This window comes from Microbacterium sp. Root166 (assembly GCF_001427145.1).
Classification (GTDB): Bacteria; Actinomycetota; Actinomycetes; order Actinomycetales; family Microbacteriaceae; genus Microbacterium.
The window spans coordinates 1561613-1583951 of record NZ_LMGL01000001.1 but is presented as its reverse complement, the minus strand read 5'-3'; the positions used below and the strand labels follow the sequence as shown (position 1 = coordinate 1583951).

Here is a 22339-nt window from a genome sequence, read left to right as displayed (position 1 = left end):
ACAGGTTATCAGCGGATGACTTGACTTTGTAATCAGTCGATTACTACATTGATCCTCGTAAGTAATCATCCAATTACTACTGGAGACCCTCGTGACTACCCAGACCCCTTCCCTTCGCCGGGCCAGACCGTTCGCACTGGTCATCGCCGCGGCATCCCTCCCGATGTTCATGGCCACGCTCGACAACCTCGTGATGACGAACGCGCTCCCCGTGCTGCACGAGCAGATGGGCGCCTCGGTCGAGGAGCTGCAGTGGTTCGTCAACGCGTACACGCTCACCTTCGCCGCGGCGATCCTGGTGGCCTCAGCCCTCGGCGACCGCTTCGGGCGCCGCACCGTCTTCGCGATCGGCATCGCGGTGTTCGGCCTCGGCTCCGTGCTGGCCGCGCTGAGCACCGACCCCGGCCAGCTCATCGCGGCGCGGGCGATCCAGGGCCTCGGCGGGGCCGGCGTCCTGCCGCTGTCGCTTGCCCTGCTCAGTGGCGCCGTCCCGGCCGAGCGCCGGCCCCTGGCCATCGGCATTTGGGGCGGAATCTCGGGCCTCGGCGTCGCGGTCGGACCCCTCGTCGGCGGAGCCATCATGGAGGGCTGGGACTGGCAGGCGATCTTCTGGATCAACGTGCCCGTCGCGATCATCGCGATCCCGCTGGCGCTCGTCGTGCTGCGCAACGACTTCGGCGCCCGCGTGCGGATCGACGTGCCCGGAGCCGTGCTCGCCGCGGCGGGCGTGCTGGCGCTCGTGCACGCCATCGTCCGCGGCAACGACGACGGCTGGGACTCCGCGGGGGTCATCACCGAGATCGTGCTCGGCACCGCGCTGCTGGCCGCGTTCCTGTGGTGGCAGACCCGCACCAAGGCTCCGCTCGTGCCGCTGCGGCTCTTCCGCGACCGCTCGTTCTCGGTCACGAACATCATCGGCTTCGCGTTCAGCTTCGGCACGTTCGGCGCGGTGTTCATCCTGATCCAGTACCTTCAGGTCGTGCAGGGCTCGACGCCGTTCGAGGCCGCGCTGCAGACGACGCCGTGGACGCTCGCGCCGATGTTCGTGGCGCCGATCGCCGGCATGCTCGCGCCGCGGATCGGCACGCGCGTGCTCATGGTGACCGGCCTCGGGCTGCAGGCGATCGCCCTCGCGTGGATCGCGACGATCATGTCCACCGACCTCGACTACCCCGCGCTGATCGTGCCGTTCGTCATGGCCGGCGTGGGCATGGCACTCGTCTTCGCCCCCTCGGCGACGGCGCTGCTCGCGACGCTCGGCCTGATCGACCACGCGAAGGCGTCCGGGGTCAATTCGACCGTGCGTGAACTCGGCGTCGCCCTCGGCACGGCCGTGATGACCGCGATCTTCGTGAGCGCCGGCGGCGCCCTCACCCCGGAGCTCTACGTCGACGCGGCGCGACCGGCCGTCTTCACGGGCGCGGCGGTGCTCCTCGCCGCGACGATCGCCGCGCTGTGGCTGCCGTCGGGACGGTCGAGCACGACAGCGGATGCCGCGGCCCCGGCGTCGGCAGAAGACGCGGCCGAGCTGCAGCCCGTCGGCTGATCACCCGCGAAAGGGCGGCGGGCGCGGCATCCGGTCGCGTCAGTCGCCCTGTCTGCGCAGCAGCCGGGTCAGGACGCCGTCGAAGAGGAACAGCAGGAAGGCGGCGGACCCGATGAGGGGCGACAGCGCAACGACCAGTGCCGCGATGACCAGAGCGCTGGTCGCGCCGCGGCCGTAGGCGCGAGCCTGGGCGTCGGTGAGATCGGGAAGCATCACCTCGCGATGGCGGGTCGCCCAAAGCCACTGCAGGCGACTGCACAGGATCGCCAGGAAGAACGTCACCGGCATGGCCATCCTGCCGGCCAGTTCGTCCGAGAACTCGGTGGTGAGACCGGTGGCGAACGGGACGAGCACGATGAACAGCAGCCGCGCGTTGTTGAGCCAGATCATCATGGCGTCGACGCGGGCCACGTGCTCGAACTGCTGGACGTGCGTCATCCACAGCAGGCACAGCAGCACGAAGCTGAGGGCGAAGTTGAGGAACAGCGGCCACATGTCGAGCAGGGCCGCCCAGAGGCCGGCATCGGTGCTCGCGTCGCCGAGCGGATGCATCGTCAGATCGAGCACCAGCAGCGTCGCCGCGATCGCGAAGACGCCGTCGGTGAACGCCTCCAGCCGCGCGGTGCGCTGCGTGGCGGCGGGATGCCGTCGCTGCCGGATCATGCTGTCAGGCTAGCGACGACGTCAGCCTCAGCGCTTGTAGTTGGGCGCCTCGACCACGATCTGCACGTCGTGCGGGTGCGATTCCTTCAGCCCCGCGGCGGTGATGCGCACGAAGCGGCCCTTGGACTTGAGCTCGTCGATCGTGCGGGCGCCGACGTAGAACATCGACTGCCGGAGCCCGCCGACCAGCTGATACGCCACCGCCGAGACGGGGCCGCGGTACGCGACCTGACCCTCGATGCCCTCGGGGATGAGCTTGTCGTCGGTGGGGACGTCAGCCTGGAAGTAGCGGTCCTTCGAGTACGAGGTCTTCTTGCCGCGCGTCTGCAGCGCACCGAGCGAGCCCATGCCGCGGTACTGCTTGAACTGCTTGCCGCCGACGAAGACCACCTCGCCCGGGCTCTCGTCGGTGCCGGCGAACAGTGAGCCGATCATCACGGTGTCCGCGCCGGCGACGAGCGCCTTGGCGATGTCACCCGAGTACTGCAGACCGCCGTCGGCGATGACGGGGATGCCGGCCTCGCGCGCAGCCAGGTAGGCCTCGTAGACGGCCGTCACCTGGGGGACGCCCACTCCGGCGACGACGCGCGTGGTGCAGATCGAGCCCGGCCCGACGCCGACCTTGACGGCGTCGACACCGGCGTCGATGAGTGCCTGCGCACCCTCGCGCGTCGCGACATTGCCGCCGATGACGTCGATGTGCTCGAAGCTCGCGTCGGCCTTGAGGCGCGTGACGATGTCGATGACACCGGCCGACTGGCCGTTGGCCGTGTCGACCACGAGCACGTCGACGCCGGCGTCGCGCAGCGCCTCGGCGCGCTCCCACGCATCGCCGAAGAAGCCGATGGCGGCGCCGACGCGGAGGCGGCCCTGCTCGTCCTTGGTCGCGAGCGGGTACTTCTCGCTCTTGTCGAAGTCCTTGATCGTGATGAGGCCTGCGAGCTTGCCGTCGTCGTCGATCAGCGGCAGCTTCTCGACGCGGTGCTTGGCGAAGGTCGCGATGACGTCGTTCGCGCCGATCCCGACCTTGGCCGTGATCAGGCCCTCGGTGGTCATGACGTCCTTCACGAGCGTCGTCTGGCGCTCGAAGCCCGACACGAAGCGCATGTCGCGGTTGGTGACGATGCCGACCAGGCGCCCGTCCCCGTCGACGACCGGAAGACCGGAGATGCGATACGTGGCGCACAGCCCGTCGACCTCTTCGATCGTGGTGTCGGGCGTCGTGGTGATCGGGTCGGTGATCATCCCGGACTCGCTGCGCTTCACGCGGTCGACCATGGAGGCCTGCTCCGCGATGGACAGATTGCGATGGATGATGCCGATGCCGCCCTCGCGCGCGATCGCGATCGCCATGCGCGCCTCGGTGACGGTGTCCATGGCGCTGGAGACCAGCGGCGTCGCCACCGTGATGCGGCGGGTGACGCGGGACGACGTGTCCGCCTCGCTGGGGATCACGTCGGTGTGCCCGGGCAGGAGCAGAACATCGTCGTACGTCAGTCCGACGAAGCCGAAGGGGTCGTGGTGCTCCATGGGTTCTCCTGCGCGCGCGGCGCGTTTCTCGATGTGGACGACGACGGCCGGTGCGCGGTGACGCTCCGTACTCGATTCTAAGCGGCGGAACAAGCCATTTGTTCCCGTGCGTCGGCCGCCCGGACGTCCCGGCTTATAGCGCATGAGGGGGTGAGTAGGCGAAACACCGACGACACATTAGATTCGTACTGTCGTCTCACGGCCGATGCGACCCGAGCTTCGGTGACGCGTGGTGCCGCTACTGGAGGTTTTGTGGGTCCTACGACTGTGACCGCGAGGAGTTACGCCCGTTGGGTGGTCGTCCTCATCGGTGTGCTGATGGCAGCCGCGATGGTGCTGCTCGCTTCGCCGACGGGCGCGCATGCGTCCGCAGAGGCGCCAGACACCCCCGGCGGCGATCAAGAGCAGACCGGTTTCTACTTCGGCGGCGTCATCACCTTCGACGGTGAGCCCGTCGAAGGCGTGACCATGACGATCGAGGGCAACGGCTTCGAAGCCGAGACCGTCACCAACGCCGAGGGCAAGTGGCGTCTCTACGTGCCCGAGAAAGAGGAGTACGTCCTCACGGTCGACGAGGACACCCTCCCGGACGGCGTCATCGTCGACGCCGCGCTGCTGCCGGAGGGCACGCAGCCGAAGTCCGGGACGACCGCGTCGTTCGACGTCGCCTTCGGCGCCACCGGCACGAAGATCATCAACCTCTTCCTCGGCGAGGGCGAGCGGCTGACGACCTCGTTCCTCGATCAGCTCGCCGAGCGCCTCGTCAGCGGCCTCAACTTCGGCCTGCTCCTGGCGCTCGCCGCCGTCGGCGTCTCGCTGATCTTCGGCACGACGGGCCTGACCAACTTCGCCCACGCCGAGATGCTGACGTACGGCGCCATCATCGCGCTGATCTTCGCCAACATCGGCCTGCCGATGTGGATCGTCATCCCGATCGTCATCCTCTTCGGCGCAGCCTTCGGCTGGGTCCTGGATGCCGGTCTCTGGCGACCACTGAGGCGACGAGGTCTCGGGCTGGTCCAGCTCATGATCGTGAGCATCGGCCTGTCGCTCGCGATCCGCTACACCTACCAGTTCTTCATCGGCGGTGGCACGTACCAGCTGCCCGGCGCCGGCGCATCGCGCGACATCCGCATCGGCCCCATCGCCGTCTCGTGGATCGACGTCCTCTCCATGGGCGTCTCGATCGTCCTGCTGCTGGCCGTCGCCTACTGGCTGCTGCGCACCCGCATCGGCAAGGCCACCCGCGCGATCTCCGACAACCCCGGCCTCGCCGCCGCGTCTGGTATCAACGTCGACCGAGTCATCCGCATCGTGTGGGTGCTCTCGGCCGCTCTCGCCGCCGTCGCCGGTGTGCTGTGGGCCTACTTCCGCCCCGGCATCAAGTGGGACATGGGCGTGCAGGTGCTGCTGCTCATCTTCGCCGCGGTCACCCTCGGCGGCCTCGGTACCGCGTTCGGCGCGCTCATCGGCTCGCTGATCGTCGGCATCCTGGTCGAACTATCCACCCTGCTCGGCATCCCGCCGGACATGAAGTACGTCGGAGCTCTGGCTGTGCTGATCATCATCCTCCTGGTGAGGCCGCAAGGCCTGCTGGGCCGTAAAGAGAGGCTGGGCTAGGCCATGGATTGGGGACAGATTCTCAACAACACGGCCTACTGGCTGTTCAGCCCTGAGACGATCGCGTACGCGCTGGCGGCGACCGGTCTCGCGGTGCACTTCGGATACGCGGGCCTGCTCAACTTCGGCATGGCGGGCTTCATGGCCCTCGGCGCGTACGGCTACGCCATCTCCATCCTCAGCTTCGGCTGGCCGTGGTGGGTCGGCATCATCGTCGGCTGCCTCGCCTCGGTGGTCTTCGCGATCATCCTCGGCATCCCGACGCTGCGACTGCGGGCGGACTATCTCGCCATCGTCACCATCGCCGCGGCCGAGATCGTCCGTCTGGCGCTGACCACTCAGCTGTTCGACGAGTGGACCAACTCCGCGGACGGACTCGGCGGGTACCACGCCGGCTTCCGCGCGGCAAACCCGTTCCCGGAAGGCACGTACGGCTTCGGCCCCTGGACGTGGACCGCCGACCAGCTGTGGGTGCGCGTGTTCGGCATCATCCTGCTCGCCATCGCGGTCTACCTCGTGTGGGCGCTGATGCGCAGCCCGTGGGGCCGCGTGCTCAAGGGCATCCGCGAGGACGAGGACGCCGTGCGCTCGCTCGGCAAGAACGTCTTCGCCTACAAGATGCAGGCGCTCATCATCGGTGGCATCTTCGGCGCTCTGGGCGGCGTGGTCTTCGCGCTCCCCTCGGCCGTCGTGCCCGCCACCTACACGACCTCGCTCACGTTCTTCATCTGGACGATCCTGCTGCTCGGCGGTGCGGCGACCGTGTTCGGTCCCGTCGTCGGCTCGGTCATCTTCTGGGTGATCATGGGCTTCCTCGGCAACGTGCTCCCCGCCCTGGCGAACTCCGGCATCCTGCCGCTGTCGTCGGTGCAGGCCGGCACGCTCCGCTTCATCCTGGTGGGTGTCGCGCTCATGCTCATCGTGATCTTCCGCCCGCAGGGCATCTTCGGAAACAAGAGGGAGCTGACCTTTGTCAAATAACGGCACCTCGAGCGACGGCACGCCGGTGGAGCCGGTGACCGGCTCGACGCCGGCGGCCACCACCACCGGCAGCATCCGTCGCCCCAAGACGACAGGCCTGGCCAAGGGCGAGCCCGTCCCGGGGGTCGCCAAGAACGACCCCATCATGGTGATCGACAACATCACGCGGCGTTTCGGCGGTCTGACCGCCGTCGACGTCGAGCACCTCGAGATCCCTCGGGGAGCGATCACCGCCCTCATCGGCCCCAACGGCGCCGGCAAGACGACCCTGTTCAACCTGCTGTGCGGCTTCGACAAGCCCAACAGCGGTACGTGGTCGTTCGACGGCAAGAACCTGTCCGGCATCCCGTCGTTCAAGGTCGCCCGCATGGGTCAGGTGCGCACGTTCCAGCTCACCAAGGCGCTGTCGCTGCTCACCGTGCTCGAGAACATGAAGCTCGGCGCGACCGGTCAGAAGGGCGAGCGGCTCCTCTCGAGCATCATCCCCGCGATCTGGCGCAAGCAGGACGACGCCAACGAAGAGAAGGCCATGGAGCTGCTCGCGCGCTTCAAGCTCGACGCGAAGGCCGACGACTACGCGGCATCGCTGTCGGGCGGCCAGCGCAAGCTGCTCGAGATGGCCCGTGCGCTCATGAGCTCGCCCACGCTGGTGATGCTCGACGAGCCCATGGCAGGCGTGAACCCGGCGCTGACCGAGTCGCTCCTGGATCACATCCTGGATCTCAAGGACCTCGGCATGACGGTGCTCTTCGTCGAGCACGACATGCACATGGTGCGCCACATCGCCGACTGGGTCGTCGTGATGGCGGAAGGCCGAGTCGTGGCCGAGGGACCGCCCGAGACCGTCATGCAGGACAAGGCCGTCATCGACGCCTACCTGGGCAGCCACCAGGACGTCGACCTCGGCGTGGTGACCGGCCGCGTCGCCGGCGACCTCGACGAGTCGGCCGCAGAACTGCTGGAGGAGATCAAAGAGGCCGAAGAGGCCGGGATCGCCGACGCCGAGGAGGAGAACAAGTGAGCAACGCTGCCAGCACCGCCCCCTCGACCACCGGGGCAGGCTCCTCGGAGGCCGCGCGGACCGACCGCGTCGTCGTGGAGGTCTCCGACCTCTATGCCGGCTACCTGCCGGGGATCAACATCATCAACGGTGCGAACCTCATCGCCCGCAAGGGCGAGCTGATCGGCATCATCGGCCCCAACGGCGCCGGCAAGTCGACCCTGCTGAAGTCGATCTTCGGCATGGTGAAGGTGCGCTCGGGCGTCGTCAACGTCAACGGCGACAGCGTCATCGGGCTGAAATCCGACAAGCTCGTCACCAAGGGCGTCGGCTTCGTGCCGCAGACGAACAACGTGTTCCCCTCGCTCACCATCGAGGAGAACCTGCAGATGGGCCTGTACCAGGCTCCGAAGCAGTACGCCGAGCGCCTCGACTTCGTGACCGGCATCTTCGCCGAGCTGGGGAAGCGGCTCAAGCAGCGTGCGGGCTCGCTCTCCGGCGGTGAGCGCCAGATGGTGGCCATGTCACGCGCGCTCATGATGGACCCGGCCGTGCTCCTGCTCGACGAGCCCTCGGCCGGTCTGTCTCCGGTGCGACAGGATGACGCGTTCATCCGCGTCTCCGACATCAACAAAGCCGGCGTCACGATCATCATGGTCGAGCAGAACGCCCGCCGCTGCCTGCAGATCTGCGACCGCGGCTACGTGCTCGACCAGGGCCGCGACGCCTACGAGGGCACCGGCCGCGACCTTCTGAACGACCCGAAGGTCATCGGCCTGTACCTGGGCACGCTGGGCACCGAAGGCAACTGACCCGCACACAGCGCAAAGAGAAGAGCGGATGCCGAGGCATCCGCTCTTCTCTTTTGCCCTTGGACAAAGGGGAAGGGCCCCGGATCGCTCCGGGGCCCTTCCTTTCGTGCGCGGGACTCAGCCGATGCGCTCGAAGTTGTTGTCGGCACCGTACTGGAAGATGCCGACGGTGGCCTCGGTCGGGTCACCGTTCTCGTCGAGCGTGATCGGGCCGGAGAAGCCGTCGTAGTCGGCCGTGCCACCACCGAGGATGATGGCTGCGCAGTCGGCGTAGTTGTCGCACTTCTCGCCCTCACCGGAGCCGCCAGAGACTTCCTGGAGCTTGCCGGCGATCTCGGCCGGGTCGGTCGAGTTGGCTGCGAGCGAGGCGAGCGCGAGCAGGATGACCGCGTCGTAGGACTCGTTGGCGTACGAGAAGTCGGTCAGGTCGGTGTTGCCCTCACCCGTCCACCACTCGTTCAGACGGTCCTGGAAGCTGGTGTCGGCCTCGAGCGGTCCGGCAGGAGTGGTGCCCTTGGCGCCTTCCATGCTGGCGTCGGCCGGCCACTTGGCGTCCGCACCGAAGTTCTTCAGGTTTCCGTCGACCAGGTACAGCTGCTCGGCGGGGTAGCCCGCGGACAGCAGTGCCGGACCGATGGTGAAGATCTCGTCGAACGTGATCAGCACGATGGCGTCGGGGTTCGAGGCCATCAGCGAGCTGATCTGCGCGTCGAACGAGGTGTCGCCGGTGTTGTAGGACTGCTCCTCGACGATCGTGCCGCCCGCGCCGGTGAAGGTCTCCTGGAAGACCTCGTTCAGGCCGGTGCCGTACGAGTCGTTGAGGTACAGGACTGCGACGTTCTCGTGGCCGTCTTCTGCCACGAGGTTGCCGAGCACCTCGCCCTGGAGCGTGTCCGAGGGGGCGGTGCGCCAGTACAGGCCGTTGTCGTCCCACGACGTGAAGTCGAGCGACGTGTTGGCCGGCGAGAACGTGATGATGCCCGCGGCGACGGCGTCGTCGAGGAACAGCTTCGTGACACCCGAGGAAGCGGCGCCGATCGCGGCGGAGACACCCTCCGAGATCAGCGTCTGGATGGTGGTCGCGTACGCCTTGTTGTCGGTGTCGCCCGAGTCGCCCCAGACGATGTCCTCGATCGTCAGGCCCGTGTCGCCGGATGCCTCGTTGACATCGGCGGCGGCGAGGCCGACGCCTGCCTCCTCCGGCGGTCCGAGGAACGACAGGTTGCCCGTCTGCGGCAGGATGGTGCCGATCTTGAGGGCGAGGTCGCGCTCCTCGGTGGGGGGTGCGCTGGTCTCGCCGCCCGTGCCACCGCCGGCGCAGCCGGCGAGGACGAGGGCGGAGGCGCCTGCGAGCGCAATGGTGCCGAGGGCTGCCTTGCGCGAGCGGGTGAAGACGCTCATGTTGCTCCTTGCTGTGAATGAACACGGGTTCGACTCGGGCGCCGACCCAGTGTCCCTAACCTAACCGCGCGGGACGCATCGGAATGTTGCCGTTCGTTAACGATGTGTAACGCAATGGATCGGCCGCGCGAGGCCATTGGTATCGCTCTCATCGACCCGGAATACCCCTAGCCGGTATATCGTTGATGCATTCGTACCCCGATGGGGTATCCAGTCGATCATTCCCCCGAAAGGCAAGACCCATGACGCACAAGACCGAGTACCAGGTGACCGGCATGAGCTGCGGGCACTGCGAGGCATCGGTGCGCGGCGAGGTGTCGAAGCTCGCAGGCATCGAGGCGATCGCCGTGGACGCAAAGGCCGGCTCGCTCGTCATCGAGTCCTCCGCCCCCGTCGCCGACGCCGATGTCATCGCCGCCGTCGACGAGGCCGGCTATGAAGCGGTTCGGGTCTGATGATCCCGCCCCCCGCTCCCGACGCCGGGTCGCGCATCGAGCTCGAGATCGGCGGCATGACATGCGCCTCGTGCGCCAACCGGATCGAGAAGCGGCTGAACCGGATGGACGGGGTGGCGGCATCCGTCAACTACGCCACCGAGAAGGCGACCGTCACCGCCCCCGCGGGGCTCGACCCGCAGGAGCTCATCGCCGAGGTGGAGAAGACCGGCTACACGGCCGTCCTCCCCACTCCCTCCGCCGAGCCCGGGGGTGAGCACGATCACGACGTCACCGACACCGAGCTCGTCGGCCTCCGGCAGCGGGTGATCGGCTCGATCGTGCTCTCGGTGCCGGTGATCCTGCTCGCCATGATCCCCGCGCTGCAGTTCACGTACTGGCAGTGGGCATCCCTCGCGCTTGCCGCACCGGTCGTGGTGTGGGGCGCCTGGCCGTTCCATCGCGCCGCCTGGATCAACCTGCGTCACGGCGCCGCCACGATGGACACCCTCATCTCCCTCGGGGTCTCTGCGGCCTTCCTGTGGTCGCTCTACGCCCTGTTCTTCGGCCACGCAGGCATGCCCGGCATGACCCACGCCTTCGAGTGGTCCGTCCAGCCGGGCGACGGCGCGGGCGACATCTACCTCGAAGTCGCCGCGGGCGTCACGATGTTCGTGCTCGCCGGCCGGTACTTCGAGGTGCGCTCCAAGCGCCGCGCCGGCGCCGCGCTGCGGGCCCTGCTCGAGATCGGCGCGAAGGACGTGGCCGTGCTGCGTGCCGGACCCGACGGAGCGGTGGTCGAGTCCCGCGTCCCGATCGCGCAGCTGCGCGCGGGCGACGAGTTCGTGGTGCGGCCGGGCGAGAAGATCGCCACCGACGGCGTCGTGGTGTCGGGCACCTCTGCGGTCGACGCCTCGATGGTCACCGGCGAGTCGGTGCCCGTGGAAGTCGGCCCCGACGACGCCGTGATCGGCGCGACGGTCAACGCCGGCGGACGGCTCGTCGTCCGGGCCACGCGGGTCGGCGACGACACCCAGCTCGCCCAGATGGCCCGGCTCGTCGAGGCGGCGCAGTCCGGCAAGGCGGACGTGCAGCGCCTGGCCGACCGCATCTCGGGCATCTTCGTGCCGATCGTGCTGGTGATCTCCCTCGCCACGCTCGCGACCTGGCTGCTCCTCGGCTACGACGCGACGATGGCCTTCACCGCCGCCGTCGCCGTCCTGATCATCGCCTGCCCCTGCGCCCTGGGACTCGCCACGCCGACCGCGCTGCTGGTCGGCACCGGCCGCGGCGCCCAGCTCGGCATCCTCATCCGAGGACCCGAGGTGCTGGAGTCCACGCGCGCCGTCGACACGATCGTGCTCGACAAGACCGGCACCGTCACGACGGGCCGCATGGCCCTCGTCGATGTCGTGACCGCATCCGGAACCGACCGCGTCGAGCTGCTGCGACTGGCGGGTGCCCTCGAGCACGCGTCCGAGCACCCGATCGCTCAGGCGGTGGCGCGCGGTGCGGTCGCCGAGACCAGCGCGCTGCCCGATGTCGAGTCGTTCCAGAACGTCCCCGGCAAGGGCGTCTCAGGCGTCGTCGACGGGCACGCGGTCATCGTCGGCCGCTCGGGACTGCTCGAGGACTGGGCGCTGACCCTGCCGGCGGACCTCGCCGAGGCCAAGCATCGCGCCGAGGCCGCCGGTCGCACCGCCGTGCTCGTGGCCTGGGACGGAGAGGCGCGCGGCGTGCTCGTGGTCGCCGATCAGGTGAAGCCCACGAGCGCCGAGGCGGTCGCGCAATTACGGGCGCTGGGCCTCTCGACCATCCTGCTGACCGGCGACAACACCGCCGCCGCGGACGCGGTCGCGCACGAGGTCGGCATCGAGCGGGTGATCGCCGAGGTCCTTCCGCAGGACAAGGTCGCCGTCATCCGGCAGCTGCAGTCCGAGGGCCGCGTGGTCGCGATGGTGGGCGACGGGGTCAACGACGCCGCCGCCCTGGCGCAGGCCGACCTGGGCCTGGCGATGGGAACGGGGACGGATGCCGCGATCGAGGCATCCGACATCACCCTGGTCCGCGGCGACCTGCGCAGCGCGGCCGATGCGATCCGGCTGTCGCGCGCGACGCTCGGCACCATCAAGGTCAACCTGTTCTGGGCCTTCGCGTACAACGTCGCGGCGATCCCGCTCGCAGCGCTCGGCCTGCTCAACCCCATGATCGCCGGCGCCGCGATGGCGATCTCGAGCGTCTTCGTCGTCGGCAACAGCCTGCGGCTGAAGTCCTTCCGCAGCCGCTCCGGCGCGGTCGCCGAACCCGCACCCGTACACGTACCCGCATCGCCCCAGGAGGCACACAGTGGACACCACGCATGAGGCCGTCGCTCTCGCCGAGCACAGCCACCACGGCTACATCACCGACAAGGACAAGTACCTCAACCGCCTGAAGCGGATCGAAGGGCAGGCGCGCGGCATCCACAAGATGGTGGAGGACGAGAAGTACTGCATCGACATCCTGACGCAGATCAGCGCCCTCACGAGCGCCCTGCAGGCCGTCGCGGTGGGACTGCTCGACGACCACCTGCGGCACTGCGTCGTCGACGCGGCACGTTCGGGCGAGGCGGAGGCCGACGCCAAGATCACCGAGGCGACTCAGGCGATCGCGCGCCTCGTGCGCTGACCCGGCGCTCATCTGTGCGAAAGCGACCTTCCGCCTCGGCGTGAAGGTCGCTTTCGCACAGATGGGCGGGCGCTAGGCGGGCGCTGAGCGCGACCGGCGCGCGTGGACCAGCGAGTCCACGGTCAGGACGGCGAGCGCCACCCAGACGAGGCCGAAGCCGATCCAGCGCTCGAGCGGCATCGGCTCGCCGAGCAGCCACGCGCCGATGATGAACTGCAGGATCGGCGCCACGAACTGCAGCAGCCCGATGAGCGTCAGCGAGGCGCGGCGGGCACCGGCGGCGAAGAAGAGCAGCGGCACCGCGGTGACGACGCCGACGAGGCTCAGCAGCACGGTGTGCCACGTGCCCTCGGTGCCGATCATGAGGCCCGTCGTCGCGTTGACGACGATGAGCAGCACGCCGGCCACCGGCACGAGCCACAGCGACTCGAGCGTGAGGCCGCTCACGGCGTCCACGGACGGACCCACGCGCTTCTTCACCAGCCCGTAGAGGCTGAAGGTCGCCGCGAGCGTGAGCGCGATCCACGGGAACGATCCGTACCCGATGATGATGACGAGCACGGCGAGCGTCGCGATGCCGATGGCGATCCACTGCGTGACCCGCAGCCGCTCGCGCAGCACCAGGACCGCCAGCAGCACGGTGGCGATCGGGTTGATGAAGTATCCGAGGCTCGTCTCGATGACGTGGCCGGTGAGGGCGCCCAGGATGAAGACCTGCCAGTTGATGTAGATCAGTCCGCCGGCGAGCACCGTCAGCCACGCGATGCGCGGCTGACGCAGGATCGCGGCGATGCGCCCCCACGACCTCGTGACGGCCAGCAGCAGCGCGCAGAACACGAGGGACAGCAGGATCCGCCAGGCGACGAGCTCGAACGGCCCGATCGGCATGAGCAGCAGGAAGTACAGCGGAAGGAAGCCCCAGAGCAGATACGCCGTGAACGCGTAGACGCCGCCCAGGGTGTGCTGCGTCGCGAGGTGCGCGGCGACGGCGCCGGTCCGGGACGCCGGGACCACGGCGATCCCGGCGGTCGCCGTCGCTGCGGCGCCGAGCTCCGTAGAGCTCTCGGAGGGCGCGGCGGGGGACGGGGACGATTCGGGGCTCACCGGTCCAGCCTAGGACGGGCGCCGGCGCCCCGAGCCCGGGCGGCGACCTCCGGGGGCGCGAGCGACTGCCGACCTTCGCGCGATGTCTGCCAGGACGACGAAAGGGCCGGATGCCGAAGCATCCGACCCTCTCGGTACGCGCTGGGATCAGCGGACGACGACCGCCAGGACGTCGCGCGCCGACAGGACGAGGAACTCGTCCGCGCCGAACTTGACCTCGGTGCCGCCGTACTTGCTGTACAGGACACGGTCGCCGACGGCGACGTCGAGCGGAACGCGGTTGCCGTTGTCGTCGATGCGGCCGGGGCCGACGGCGACGACTTCACCCTCCTGCGGCTTCTCCTTGGCAGTATCGGGGATGACGAGGCCACTCGCGGTGGTCTGCTCGGCCTCGACCTGCTTGATGACGATGCGGTCCTCGAGCGGCTTGATGGAAACCGACACGGTCTACCTCTTCTTTCCTTTGAGACTAAGACTCGTTAGCACCCGCACACTGAGAGTGCTAACGGCAAGTCTAGGCAAGCGCTGGCACTCACGCAACGTGAGTGCCAACCGCGTGACGCCGTGTGGCATCGCCGTAGGCTGGGCCGGTGGAGATGGCCGAGCTGACCGCGCTGCTGACCCCCAACGGACTGCGCCTGCTCGACGCGCTCCCGGCGGTGGAATCGGCGGACGACGTCGCGCGCACCGTGTCGCGGTTGCGCAAGGAGGGCCACTCCCCCGACCTCGTGGCCGCCGTCGTCACCCAGTCGCGGCTGCGCGCCCGCGCGACCTCGAAGTTCGGGCCATTCGCCGAGCGCATGCTCTTCACACGTGCCGGTCTGGAGCAGGCCACGCGGCTGCCGATCGCCGCGCGTCACGCCGGCAGGTTCCGGGATGCCGGGCTGACCCGCGTCGCCGACCTCGGCTGCGGCATCGGCGGTGACGCCCTGGGCCTGGCCGGACTGGGACTATCCGTCCACGCCGTCGACGCCGACGAGGTCACGGCCGCGATCGCGGCGTACAACCTCGCACCCTTCGGTGAGACCGTGAGCGTCACCCACGGCACCGCCGAGACCGCAGACCTGTCGGGCGTGGATGCCGTGTGGCTCGACCCCGCCCGGCGAACGGCCGGGCACTCCGAGACCACACGCACGCGGCCCGAGGACTGGTCGCCGTCGCTGGACTGGTCCTTCGCGCTGGCCGCGCGCCTGCCCACGGGCATCAAGCTCGGCCCGGGCCTGGACCGCGACCTCATTCCGGCGGACGTCGAGGCGCAGTGGGTCAGCGCGGACGGGTCGACGGTGGAACTGGTGCTCTGGTCGAAGGCGCTGGCGCGCGAGGGCGTCCGGCGGGCGGCCCTGGTGATCCGCGGCGACGAGGCCCACGAGATCACCGCCGCCGAGGACGCCGACGATGTGCCGGAGCGCGAGCTCGGCACCTACCTCCACGAGCCCGACGGCGCCGTCATCCGGGCGCGGCTGATCGGCGACGTCGCCCGCGCGCTCGACGCCGGCATGCTCGATCCGCACATCGCCTATCTGACGTCGGATGCCGCGCTGACGAGCCCGTTCGTCACGACGTTCCGGGTCGAAAAGGCCATGCCCGCCAAGGTCCCGGTGATCAATGGCGCGCTGCGCGAGCGAGGCATCGGCCGGCTCGAGATCAAGAAGCGCGGCGTCGACGTGGATCCGGCGCAGTTCCGCCGGAAGCTGACACTGCGCGGCGACGCCGAGGCGACGCTGTTCCTCACACGCGTCGGGAGCACGCGCATCGCGGTGCTGGCCGAACGGCTCAGCCGATGAACGGCGCGCGATACGCCGCGAACAGCAGCCAGCCGGCGCTGTAGAGGATCGACACGACACCGATCGAGAGCGCCCAGACCGCGACGGCGCGGCTCTCGAGCGGACGGCGCAGCGCGAGGATCGCCGAAACGACGGCGACGATGCCGATCGGGAAGCCCCAGCCGACGAACAGCGACACCGCCAGCCCGGCGATCGCGAACGCGAGCGCCCAAGCACCGAGGCCGCGGTGAGGGCCGTCGGCCGGCGGCATCAGCCACTGCGCCGTGGGCAGGGGCTCGTCCTCCTCCGTGCCGGGTTCTGCCGGGGCGGACTGGCTGACGACGGAGACCGGGGCCGTGGGCAGGCGCTGGAAACCTCCGCGATGGGCGCCGGGAAGCGGCGACGCCTCGTCCGCCAGCGCGACGTCGGGTGATGGCGGCTCGACGGCGGGTGACGGCACGCCGGCCGCGGCATCCGCGGCGGACGCCTCGGGCAATGGCGGGCGCGGAGGCTGCGGCATCCGCTCGTCGGGGGTCACGAGGCCTCCTCCGCGACCTGGATCTCGGTCACCGGAAGGGTGGAGTCCGCCCCGAAGTGCAGCGTCGAGGGGGCGCGGCCCGACATCACGAGCTCGGACGCCAGCGCGGCGATCATGGCCCCATTGTCGGTGCACAGCGACAGCGGCGGGATGCGCACGGTGACACCCTGCGCGGCGGCGCGCTCGATCGCGACTTCGCGGAGCCGGCGGTTCGCGATGACTCCGCCGCCCAGCAGCAGCCGCGGCACCTCGTGATCGCGGCAGGCAGCCAGCGCCTTGGTCACGAGGACGTCCACGACGGCCTCGCGGAAGCTCGCCGCGACATCGGCGACCGGCACCGGCTCACCGGCGGCCTGCCGCTGCTCGACCCACCGTGCGACGGCGGTCTTGAGCCCCGAGAACGAGAAGTCGTAGCGATGGGCGGCCAGGTCGCTCGCGCGAGAGAGACCGCGCGGGAACGGGATGGCGTCCGGATCTCCGGATGCCGCCGCCCGGTCGATCTCGGGACCGCCGGGGTACGGAAGTCCGAGCAGCCGTGCGACCTTGTCGAAGGCCTCGCCCGCGGCGTCGTCCATCGTCTCGCCCAGCAGCTCCACGTCGGTGGTGAGGTCGCGCACGAGGAGGAGCGACGTGTGCCCGCCACTGACCAGGAGGGCGACGGTCGGGTACTCGAGCGGCGGCGCATCGGGGTCGAGGATGTCGGCGGCGATGTGGCCGACGAGGTGGTTCACGGCGTACAGCGGGCGATCCAGCGACACCGCGAGCGCCTTGGCCGCGCCGACCCCCACCATGAGCGCACCGGCGAGCCCGGGCCCCGAGGTGACGGCGACCGCGTCGATGTCGCCCAGGGCGACCCCCGACTCGGCGAGCGCCGCGTGGATCGCCGGCTCGAGGGCCTCGAGGTGGGCGCGCGCGGCGACCTCGGGCACGACCCCGCCGAAGCGGGCGTGCTCGTCCATCGAGCTGGCGATCGTGTTCGACAGCAGCGTGCGGCCGCGGACGATCCCGATGCCGGTCTCGTCGCAGCTCGTCTCGATGCCCACGACCAGGGGCTCGGCGCGGTTCACGTGCACGCCCCGGCATCCGCTGCGGACGGCTCTAGTGCCGCCCGCCCGCGCAGGTCGAGCTTCATCACGATCGCGTCGACGTCGTCGGGCTGGTAGTAGCGGGGGCGGCGCCCGACCTCGAGGAAGCCCTCCGAGAGGTACAGCGCCTGCGCGACGGGGTTGTCGGCGCGGACCTCGAGGAAGACGTCGTCGACGCCCCGCTGAGCCGCCTCGGCGAGCAGCGCCCGCAGCAGCGTGCGGCCACGACCCCGGCCGCGCACCTCTGGGGCGAGCGCGATGGTCTGGATGTCGGCATCCGTCGCCCCGCGCACCGCGCGCAGACCGCCGTACCCCACAAGACGCCCCGCCTCTTCGTCGACCACGTACCAGCCGTGCGGCGAACCGAGCTCCTCGCGCATCATGGCGTCCGACCAGGCATCGCCGGGGAACGAGGCGCGCTCCAGCGACATGATGGCGTCGAGGTCGGCGACGGATGCCGGGCGCAGCGTCATGCGCTCACCCGCTTCGGGGCGCCGGGCATCGTGACGTCGGGGGAACGGAGGTACAGCGCGTCGTCCGGGCCGATCGTGCGCCGGGCGGCGATGGCGCGGGCGGCGGCGAGCGCCAGAAGCGCGGCGGGGATCCGTTCGGCGTCGCGACGCTCGACTCCGTCGCGGGACAGCACGGCGTCGAGCTCGTCGCGCGGCGCGAGGGCCGGCTCTGCGAGGCGGATGGGCAGACCGCCGTCGTCGATGCCGCGATACACGGTGAAGGCGAACTCACGGCGGCGAGCGTCGGTGACCACCGCGAAGGATCGGTCCTCGGCGTCGAAGCCGGCGTGGAGCGCCTCGTGCAGCAGCAGCTCGAGGGCGACGGCATCGTGACTCACCACCGGCACCACCGGGATCCCCCGGCCGAGCGCGAACGTGCGCGCGGCCGCGATCCCGACCCGCAGTCCGGTGAACGGACCGGGGCCCATTCCGGCGGCGACGTGCGTGATCTCGGCGGCGGTGACGGATGCCTCGGCCAGCGCCTCCTGGATGAGCGAGCCGATGACCTCGGCGTGGCCGCGCGGGTCGAGGCTCTCGCGCTGCGATCTCACCACGCCGTCCGGCTCGACGACCGCGACGGCCGAGCCGAGCGAGGTGTCGATGCCGAGGATCACTCCTCCAGGGTAGTCGGCGCCGAGTGCCGGGCGACTCGTCGTTTCGGGTCGCCGTGAGGCCAGGACACGCCGACGGCTCCCGCGTGTCGCCGAGTCACGGCGCCCCGAACCCGCGGTCGCTACGGATGCCGGGTGATCGTGAGGACTCGAGGGGTGTCGGCGTCGAGGGCTTCGGTGGCCCGGGAGTACGTGCCGCACGCGGTGTCGACGCCGCGGCCATGCCACTCGCGCGATATCTCGATCTCCCACCAGCGGTCGCGCACACCGTCGACCATGCCGCGACCCCACTCGACGACGACCGCCGACGCGTCGAAGTCGATGTCGAGGTCGTCCAGCTCGGCCGGCGATCCCAGCCGGTAGGCGTCGACGTGGACCAGCGGCGTGCCGCCGACGAGCGACGGATGGGTGCGCGCGATGACGAACGTGGGACTCTGCACGGGCCCGCGCACGCCGAGGCCGGCCCCGATCCCCCGCGTGAGCGTGGTCTTGCCCGCGCCGAGCGGGCCGGTGAGCACGATCAGGTCCCCTGGACCCATTGCGCGGCCGATCTGGTCGCCGAAGCGCTCCATGTCGGCGGGCGTGGGGACCTCGCGCGTGCCGACCAGCTCGTCGAGACCGGTTCGCGCGCTCACCCCGACACCTGCCGGCGGGGAACGCGCGGGCCGATGCGCGTGACGATCTCGTAGTTGATGGTGCCGGCGGCGGTCGCCCAGTCGTCCGCCGCGGGGGCGCCGAGGGTGGGATCGCCGAAGAGGACCACCTCGTCGCCCACTGCGACCGGATGCTCGCCGACGTCGACGACGAACTGATCCATGGCGATCCTGCCCGCGACCGCGAACCGGCGCCCGCCGATCACGACGGGGCCGCTGCCCGAGGCCTGACGCGGCACACCGTCGGCGTAGCCGAGCGGGACGAGCGCCAGAGTCGTGTCGCGCTCGGCCCGGTAGTCGTAGCCGTACGACACGCCCTGCCCCGCCGGCACCCGCCGCACCGCCGCGACGGCGCCGCGCAGAGTCATGGCCGGGCGCAGGCCGAGATCCGCGGAGCTGCGGTCTTCGAACGGCGAGAGACCGTATATGCCGATCCCGATCCGCACGCAGCCGAGCCGCGTCTGCGGCAGGGCGATCGCCGCATGCGTGGCGGCGAGGTGACGCAGCGGCGGGGTGACGCCGAGGGATCCCGCAGCGGCGACGCCCTCTTCGAACCGGCGCAGGGCCGCGAGGTCATCGTCGGCCGAGGCGTTGGACAGATGGCTGAACAGGGCGACGACGCGGATCTTCCCGATGCGCTCGAGTCGCGCGGCCTCGGCGAACACGACGCGCTGGTCATCGGGAGGGATGCCGTTGCGGGAGAGCCCCGTCTCGAGCTTCAGGTGCACCGGCACCGGCCGGTCCGCCGTGGCGGCGGCGGCCGCCTGCAGCAGCTGGTCGAAGCTGGAGATGCCGAGCTCGATGCGCTGCGCGGCGGCTTCGGCGAACGAGGCTCCGGGGGCGTGCAGCCAGGCCACGATGGGCGCGTCGATGCCGGCGCGCCGCAGCGCGATCGCCTCGGCCACCTCGGCAACGCCCAGCCGCGTCGCACCTCCGGCGAGCGCGGCGAGCGCCGAGCGCACCGCGCCATGCCCGTAGCCGTCGGCCTTCACCACGGCGATGACCTCGGCGTCCGTGAGTCGCCGGAGGTGGCGTACGTTGTCCTCGATGGCGCCCACGTCGATCCGCGCCTCGCGGAGAGCGCCCGGGCCCAGCTTGCTCACGGCGCGTCCTCCGCGGATGCCGCGTCCGACGCCTCGGCGACGACGTACGCAGTGGCGAAGCCGGCATCGTGCGACATCGACAGGTGGACGGTCGTGATGCCGCGGCGGGCGACGACCTCGGCGGTGGAGCCGCTGAGCGTGAACCACGGCCGGCCCGAGGGCTCGGGCGTGATCTCGATCTCAGTCCAGTGCACGCCGTCGGACCCGCCGAGCGCCTTGATCAGCGCCTCTTTGGCGGCGTAGCGTGCGGCGAGCGACCGGGGCTTGAGCTCGCGCTCCCGCTCGGAGAACAGCCGCTCGGCCAGCCGGGGCGTGCGCTCCAGCGTCCGTTCGAAACGGCCGATGTCGACGAGGTCGACTCCGATCCCCACGATCACGACACACTCCCGTCCGGCCGCGGTCGCGGCATCCGTCACCCTACCCGGCGTTCCGCCGGGCCGGTGGGGCTATCCGACCGTGCCTACTCCACCGTGACAGACTTCGCGAGGTTGCGCGGCTGGTCGACGTCGAGTCCCTTCGCCGTCGCCAGGCCCATCGCGAAGATGTGCAGCGGCACGACCGCCAGCAGCGGCTCGAAGAGGGCCCCGGCGAGCGGGATGCGCAGCACCTCGTCGGCCTTGGGAAGCACGGCCACGTCGCCCTCTTCGGCGATCGCGATGACGCGGGCGCCGCGCGCACGGATCTCCTCGATGCTCGAGACGACCTTCTTGTGCATCTCGGCGGACTTGCTCGGCGACGGCACGATCACGAAGACCGGCTGCCCGGCCTCGATGAGCGCGATGGGTCCGTGCTTGAGCTCGCCGGCCGCGAAGCCCTCGGCATGGATGTAGGCGAGCTCCTTGAGCTTGAGTGCGCCTTCGAGCGCGATGGGGTAGCCGACGTGGCGGCCGAGGAACAGCACCGAACGGGTGTCGGCCATCCAGTACGCGAGCTGCTCGATGCGCGGCTGCTCGCGCTCGAGGATCTGCGAGATCTTCGCGGGGATCGCCTCGAGCTCGGCGACGTGCGCAGCGGCATCGGCGGGCGAGACGGCGCCGCGGATACGGCCGACGTGCAGCCCGAAAAGGTAGAGCGCGGTGATCTGGGCGACGAACGCCTTGGTCGATGCGACCGCGACCTCGGGTCCGGCATGGGTGTAGACGATGGCGTCGGACTCGCGCGGGATGGTCGCGCCCTGCGTGTTGCAGATCGACAGGGTCTTGGCGCCGCGCTCGCGGGCGTACTTGACGGCCATGAGCGTGTCCATGGTCTCGCCGGACTGGCTGATCGAGACGACGAGCGTGTCGGGTCCGATGACCGGGTCGCGGTAGCGGAACTCGTGGGCGAGCTCGACGTCGACCGGGACGCGCGTCCACTGCTCGATCGCGTATTTGCCGACCTGCCCGGCGTAGGCGGCGGTGCCGCACGCGATGACGATGATGCGCGAGATGCCGAGGAACAGCTCGTCGAGGCCGTCCAGCTCAGGGATCACGACCTCGCCGTCGCGGAGGCGGCCACGGAGGGTGTTCGCGACGGCCTCGGGCTCCTCCGAGACCTCCTTGGCCATGAAGGACGACCAGCCGCCCTTGTCGGCGGCCGAGGCGTCCCAGGTCACCTCGAACGGCTCGACCTCGACGCTGTTGCCGTCGAAGTCGGTGACCTCGACGCCGGAGGGGGTGATCGCGACGATCTGGTCCTGGCCGATCGCGAGGGCGTTGCGGGTGTGCTCGACGAACGCGGCGACGTCGGAGCCCAGGAAGTTCTCGCCCTCGCCGAGGCCGATCACGAGCGGCGAGTTGCGGCGCGCGCCGACGACGAGGCCGGGCTGCTCCTCGTGCATCGCGAGGAGAGTGAAGGCGCCCTCGAGGCGCGACACGACCGCGCGGAAGGCGGCGGTCAGGTCGCCCGTGGCGCGGTACTCGCGGCCGAGCAGGACAGCGGCGACCTCGGTGTCGGTCTCGCTGCGGAAGGTGTAGCCGCCCTCGAGCAGCTCCGCCTTGAGCTCGGAGAAGTTCTCGATGATGCCGTTGTGGATCACGGCGAGCTTGTCGTCGTCCGCCAGGTGCGGGTGGGCGTTGTCGTCGGTGGGGCCGCCGTGGGTCGCCCAGCGTGTGTGGCCGATGCCGGTGGTGCCGTCGGCGAGCGGCGAGTCGTTGAGGTCGTCGCGCAGCATGCCCAGCTTGCCGGCGCGCTTGCGCATGCCGAGGTCTCCCTCGGCGTCGATCACGGCGATGCCGGCGGAGTCGTACCCGCGGTATTCGAGCCGTGCCAGACCGGCGAGGAGGATGGGCTGGCTCTGCCGCGGGCCCACGTATCCGACGATTCCACACATGCCTT

Annotated in this window: 22 protein-coding genes; 9 read left to right on the top strand and 13 right to left on the bottom strand. The window is 70.1% G+C overall.

Annotation, left to right across the window (positions count from 1 at the left end):
* The first annotated feature begins 91 nt into the window (after positions 1-91).
* Entirely contained in the window at positions 92-1546 is a 1455-nt protein-coding gene (locus ASD56_RS07150; protein ID WP_055962995.1) for an MFS transporter, read from the top strand.
* Positions 1547-1585: 39 nt separating this feature from the next.
* Here ASD56_RS07150 and ASD56_RS07145 read toward each other — a convergent pair whose 3' ends face one another.
* On the bottom strand, positions 1586-2209 hold the full coding sequence (locus ASD56_RS07145) for a TMEM175 family protein (RefSeq protein WP_055962992.1): 624 nt from the start codon (positions 2207-2209) through the stop codon (positions 1586-1588).
* A 27-nt stretch (positions 2210-2236) separates the two neighbouring features.
* On the bottom strand, positions 2237-3739 hold the full coding sequence (gene guaB / locus ASD56_RS07140) for an IMP dehydrogenase (RefSeq protein WP_055962989.1): 1503 nt from the start codon (positions 3737-3739) through the stop codon (positions 2237-2239).
* A gap of 294 nt (positions 3740-4033) precedes the next feature.
* On the opposite strand from guaB, the gene ASD56_RS07135 reads away from it, so the two are divergent.
* The 4 genes from ASD56_RS07135 to ASD56_RS07120 all read left to right on the top strand — a co-directional run bounded on the left by ASD56_RS07135 (position 4034) and on the right by ASD56_RS07120 (position 8152).
* Positions 4034-5359, top strand: a complete 1326-nt coding sequence (locus tag ASD56_RS07135) for an ABC transporter permease subunit (RefSeq protein WP_442922388.1) — start codon at positions 4034-4036, stop codon at positions 5357-5359.
* Between the two features lie 3 nt (positions 5360-5362).
* Positions 5363-6340 (top strand): branched-chain amino acid ABC transporter permease, encoded by a 978-nt coding sequence (locus ASD56_RS07130; RefSeq protein WP_055962984.1) that lies wholly within the window; start codon positions 5363-5365, stop codon positions 6338-6340.
* On the top strand, positions 6330-7361 hold the full coding sequence (locus tag ASD56_RS07125; RefSeq protein WP_442922387.1) for an ABC transporter ATP-binding protein: 1032 nt from the start codon (positions 6330-6332) through the stop codon (positions 7359-7361). Before ASD56_RS07130 ends, ASD56_RS07125 begins: the two co-directional genes overlap by 11 nt.
* 74 nt (positions 7362-7435) lie before the next feature.
* Positions 7436-8152 (top strand): ABC transporter ATP-binding protein, encoded by a 717-nt coding sequence (locus tag ASD56_RS07120; protein ID WP_055963815.1) that lies wholly within the window; start codon positions 7436-7438, stop codon positions 8150-8152.
* 117 nt (positions 8153-8269) lie between these two features.
* Here the strand turns inward: ASD56_RS07120 and ASD56_RS07115 are convergent, their stop codons facing one another.
* On the bottom strand, positions 8270-9553 hold the full coding sequence (locus ASD56_RS07115; protein ID WP_055962981.1) for an ABC transporter substrate-binding protein: 1284 nt from the start codon (positions 9551-9553) through the stop codon (positions 8270-8272).
* A 242-nt stretch (positions 9554-9795) separates the two neighbouring features.
* Between ASD56_RS07115 and ASD56_RS07110 the strand changes: the two genes are divergently transcribed.
* The 3 genes from ASD56_RS07110 to ASD56_RS07100 are packed head-to-tail and all read left to right on the top strand — an operon-like array spanning position 9796 to position 12654.
* Positions 9796-10008 (top strand): heavy-metal-associated domain-containing protein, encoded by a 213-nt coding sequence (locus ASD56_RS07110; RefSeq protein WP_055962979.1) that lies wholly within the window; start codon positions 9796-9798, stop codon positions 10006-10008.
* Positions 10008-12350, top strand: a complete 2343-nt coding sequence (locus tag ASD56_RS07105; RefSeq protein WP_055962977.1) for a heavy metal translocating P-type ATPase — start codon at positions 10008-10010, stop codon at positions 12348-12350. The genes ASD56_RS07110 and ASD56_RS07105 overlap by 1 nt, the downstream gene beginning before the upstream one ends.
* A complete protein-coding gene (locus ASD56_RS07100) occupies positions 12334-12654 on the top strand; it encodes a metal-sensitive transcriptional regulator (protein WP_055962974.1) in 321 nt (106 codons plus the stop codon). The genes ASD56_RS07105 and ASD56_RS07100 overlap by 17 nt, the downstream gene beginning before the upstream one ends.
* 72 nt (positions 12655-12726) lie before the next feature.
* On the opposite strand, the gene rarD is transcribed toward ASD56_RS07100, so the two are convergent.
* Complete coding sequence (gene rarD / locus ASD56_RS07095; protein WP_055963813.1) at positions 12727-13668, bottom strand: EamA family transporter RarD; 942 nt, start codon at positions 13666-13668, stop codon at positions 12727-12729.
* A gap of 237 nt (positions 13669-13905) precedes the next feature.
* Positions 13906-14202 carry a co-chaperone GroES gene (gene groES / locus ASD56_RS07090; protein WP_017203655.1) on the bottom strand — a complete coding sequence of 99 codons (297 nt, stop codon included), beginning with the start codon at positions 14200-14202 and terminating at the stop codon, positions 13906-13908.
* Between the two features lie 146 nt (positions 14203-14348).
* Here groES and ASD56_RS07085 point away from each other — a divergent pair, with 146 nt between their 5' ends.
* Entirely contained in the window at positions 14349-15542 is a 1194-nt protein-coding gene (locus tag ASD56_RS07085) for a class I SAM-dependent methyltransferase (RefSeq protein WP_055962970.1), read from the top strand.
* Here the strand turns inward: ASD56_RS07085 and ASD56_RS07080 are convergent.
* From ASD56_RS07080 to glmS, 8 genes are all read right to left on the bottom strand, one after another.
* Positions 15532-16059, bottom strand: coding sequence for a hypothetical protein (locus ASD56_RS07080; RefSeq protein ID WP_235565548.1), 528 nt, complete (start codon positions 16057-16059; stop codon positions 15532-15534). The genes ASD56_RS07085 and ASD56_RS07080 overlap by 11 nt on opposite strands.
* Positions 16056-17126: a tRNA (adenosine(37)-N6)-threonylcarbamoyltransferase complex transferase subunit TsaD gene (gene tsaD / locus ASD56_RS07075; RefSeq protein ID WP_082541371.1), complete on the bottom strand. Its 1071-nt coding sequence runs from the start codon at positions 17124-17126 to the stop codon at positions 16056-16058. Before tsaD ends, ASD56_RS07080 begins: the two co-directional genes overlap by 4 nt.
* Positions 17123-17617, bottom strand: a complete 495-nt coding sequence (gene rimI, locus ASD56_RS07070; protein ID WP_055962964.1) for a ribosomal protein S18-alanine N-acetyltransferase — start codon at positions 17615-17617, stop codon at positions 17123-17125. Before rimI ends, tsaD begins: the two co-directional genes overlap by 4 nt.
* On the bottom strand, positions 17614-18270 hold the full coding sequence (gene tsaB / locus ASD56_RS07065; protein WP_055962962.1) for a tRNA (adenosine(37)-N6)-threonylcarbamoyltransferase complex dimerization subunit type 1 TsaB: 657 nt from the start codon (positions 18268-18270) through the stop codon (positions 17614-17616). The genes rimI and tsaB overlap by 4 nt, the downstream gene beginning before the upstream one ends.
* A gap of 119 nt (positions 18271-18389) precedes the next feature.
* Positions 18390-18839 carry a tRNA (adenosine(37)-N6)-threonylcarbamoyltransferase complex ATPase subunit type 1 TsaE gene (gene tsaE, locus ASD56_RS07060; protein ID WP_055963806.1) on the bottom strand — a complete coding sequence of 150 codons (450 nt, stop codon included), beginning with the start codon at positions 18837-18839 and terminating at the stop codon, positions 18390-18392.
* A 59-nt stretch (positions 18840-18898) separates the two neighbouring features.
* Positions 18899-20023 (bottom strand): alanine racemase, encoded by a 1125-nt coding sequence (alr, locus tag ASD56_RS07055; RefSeq protein ID WP_082541296.1) that lies wholly within the window; start codon positions 20021-20023, stop codon positions 18899-18901.
* Positions 20020-20400: a holo-ACP synthase gene (locus tag ASD56_RS07050; RefSeq protein ID WP_055963800.1), complete on the bottom strand. Its 381-nt coding sequence runs from the start codon at positions 20398-20400 to the stop codon at positions 20020-20022. The genes alr and ASD56_RS07050 overlap by 4 nt, the downstream gene beginning before the upstream one ends.
* A gap of 83 nt (positions 20401-20483) precedes the next feature.
* On the bottom strand, positions 20484-22334 hold the full coding sequence (gene glmS, locus ASD56_RS07045) for a glutamine--fructose-6-phosphate transaminase (isomerizing) (RefSeq protein ID WP_055962960.1): 1851 nt from the start codon (positions 22332-22334) through the stop codon (positions 20484-20486).
* Positions 22335-22339 lie beyond the last annotated feature (5 nt).

What these genes read in the sequence shown, in the direction of transcription:
- ASD56_RS07145 (WP_055962992.1), bottom strand. Translation starts at nt 2,209, where the DNA reads ATGATCCGGCAGCGACGGCATCCCGCCGCCACGCAGCGCACCGCGCGG.
- guaB (WP_055962989.1), bottom strand. Translation starts at nt 3,739, where the DNA reads ATGGAGCACCACGACCCCTTCGGCTTCGTCGGACTGACGTACGACGAT.
- ASD56_RS07130 (WP_055962984.1), top strand. Translation starts at nt 5,363, where the DNA reads ATGGATTGGGGACAGATTCTCAACAACACGGCCTACTGGCTGTTCAGC.
- ASD56_RS07115 (WP_055962981.1), bottom strand. Translation starts at nt 9,553, where the DNA reads ATGAGCGTCTTCACCCGCTCGCGCAAGGCAGCCCTCGGCACCATTGCG.
- ASD56_RS07110 (WP_055962979.1), top strand. Translation starts at nt 9,796, where the DNA reads ATGACGCACAAGACCGAGTACCAGGTGACCGGCATGAGCTGCGGGCAC.
- ASD56_RS07105 (WP_055962977.1), top strand. Translation starts at nt 10,008, where the DNA reads ATGATCCCGCCCCCCGCTCCCGACGCCGGGTCGCGCATCGAGCTCGAG.
- rimI (WP_055962964.1), bottom strand. Translation starts at nt 17,617, where the DNA reads ATGACGCTGCGCCCGGCATCCGTCGCCGACCTCGACGCCATCATGTCG.
- tsaE (WP_055963806.1), bottom strand. Translation starts at nt 18,839, where the DNA reads ATGGAGCGCTTCGGCGACCAGATCGGCCGCGCAATGGGTCCAGGGGAC.
- glmS (WP_055962960.1), bottom strand. Translation starts at nt 22,334, where the DNA reads ATGTGTGGAATCGTCGGATACGTGGGCCCGCGGCAGAGCCAGCCCATC.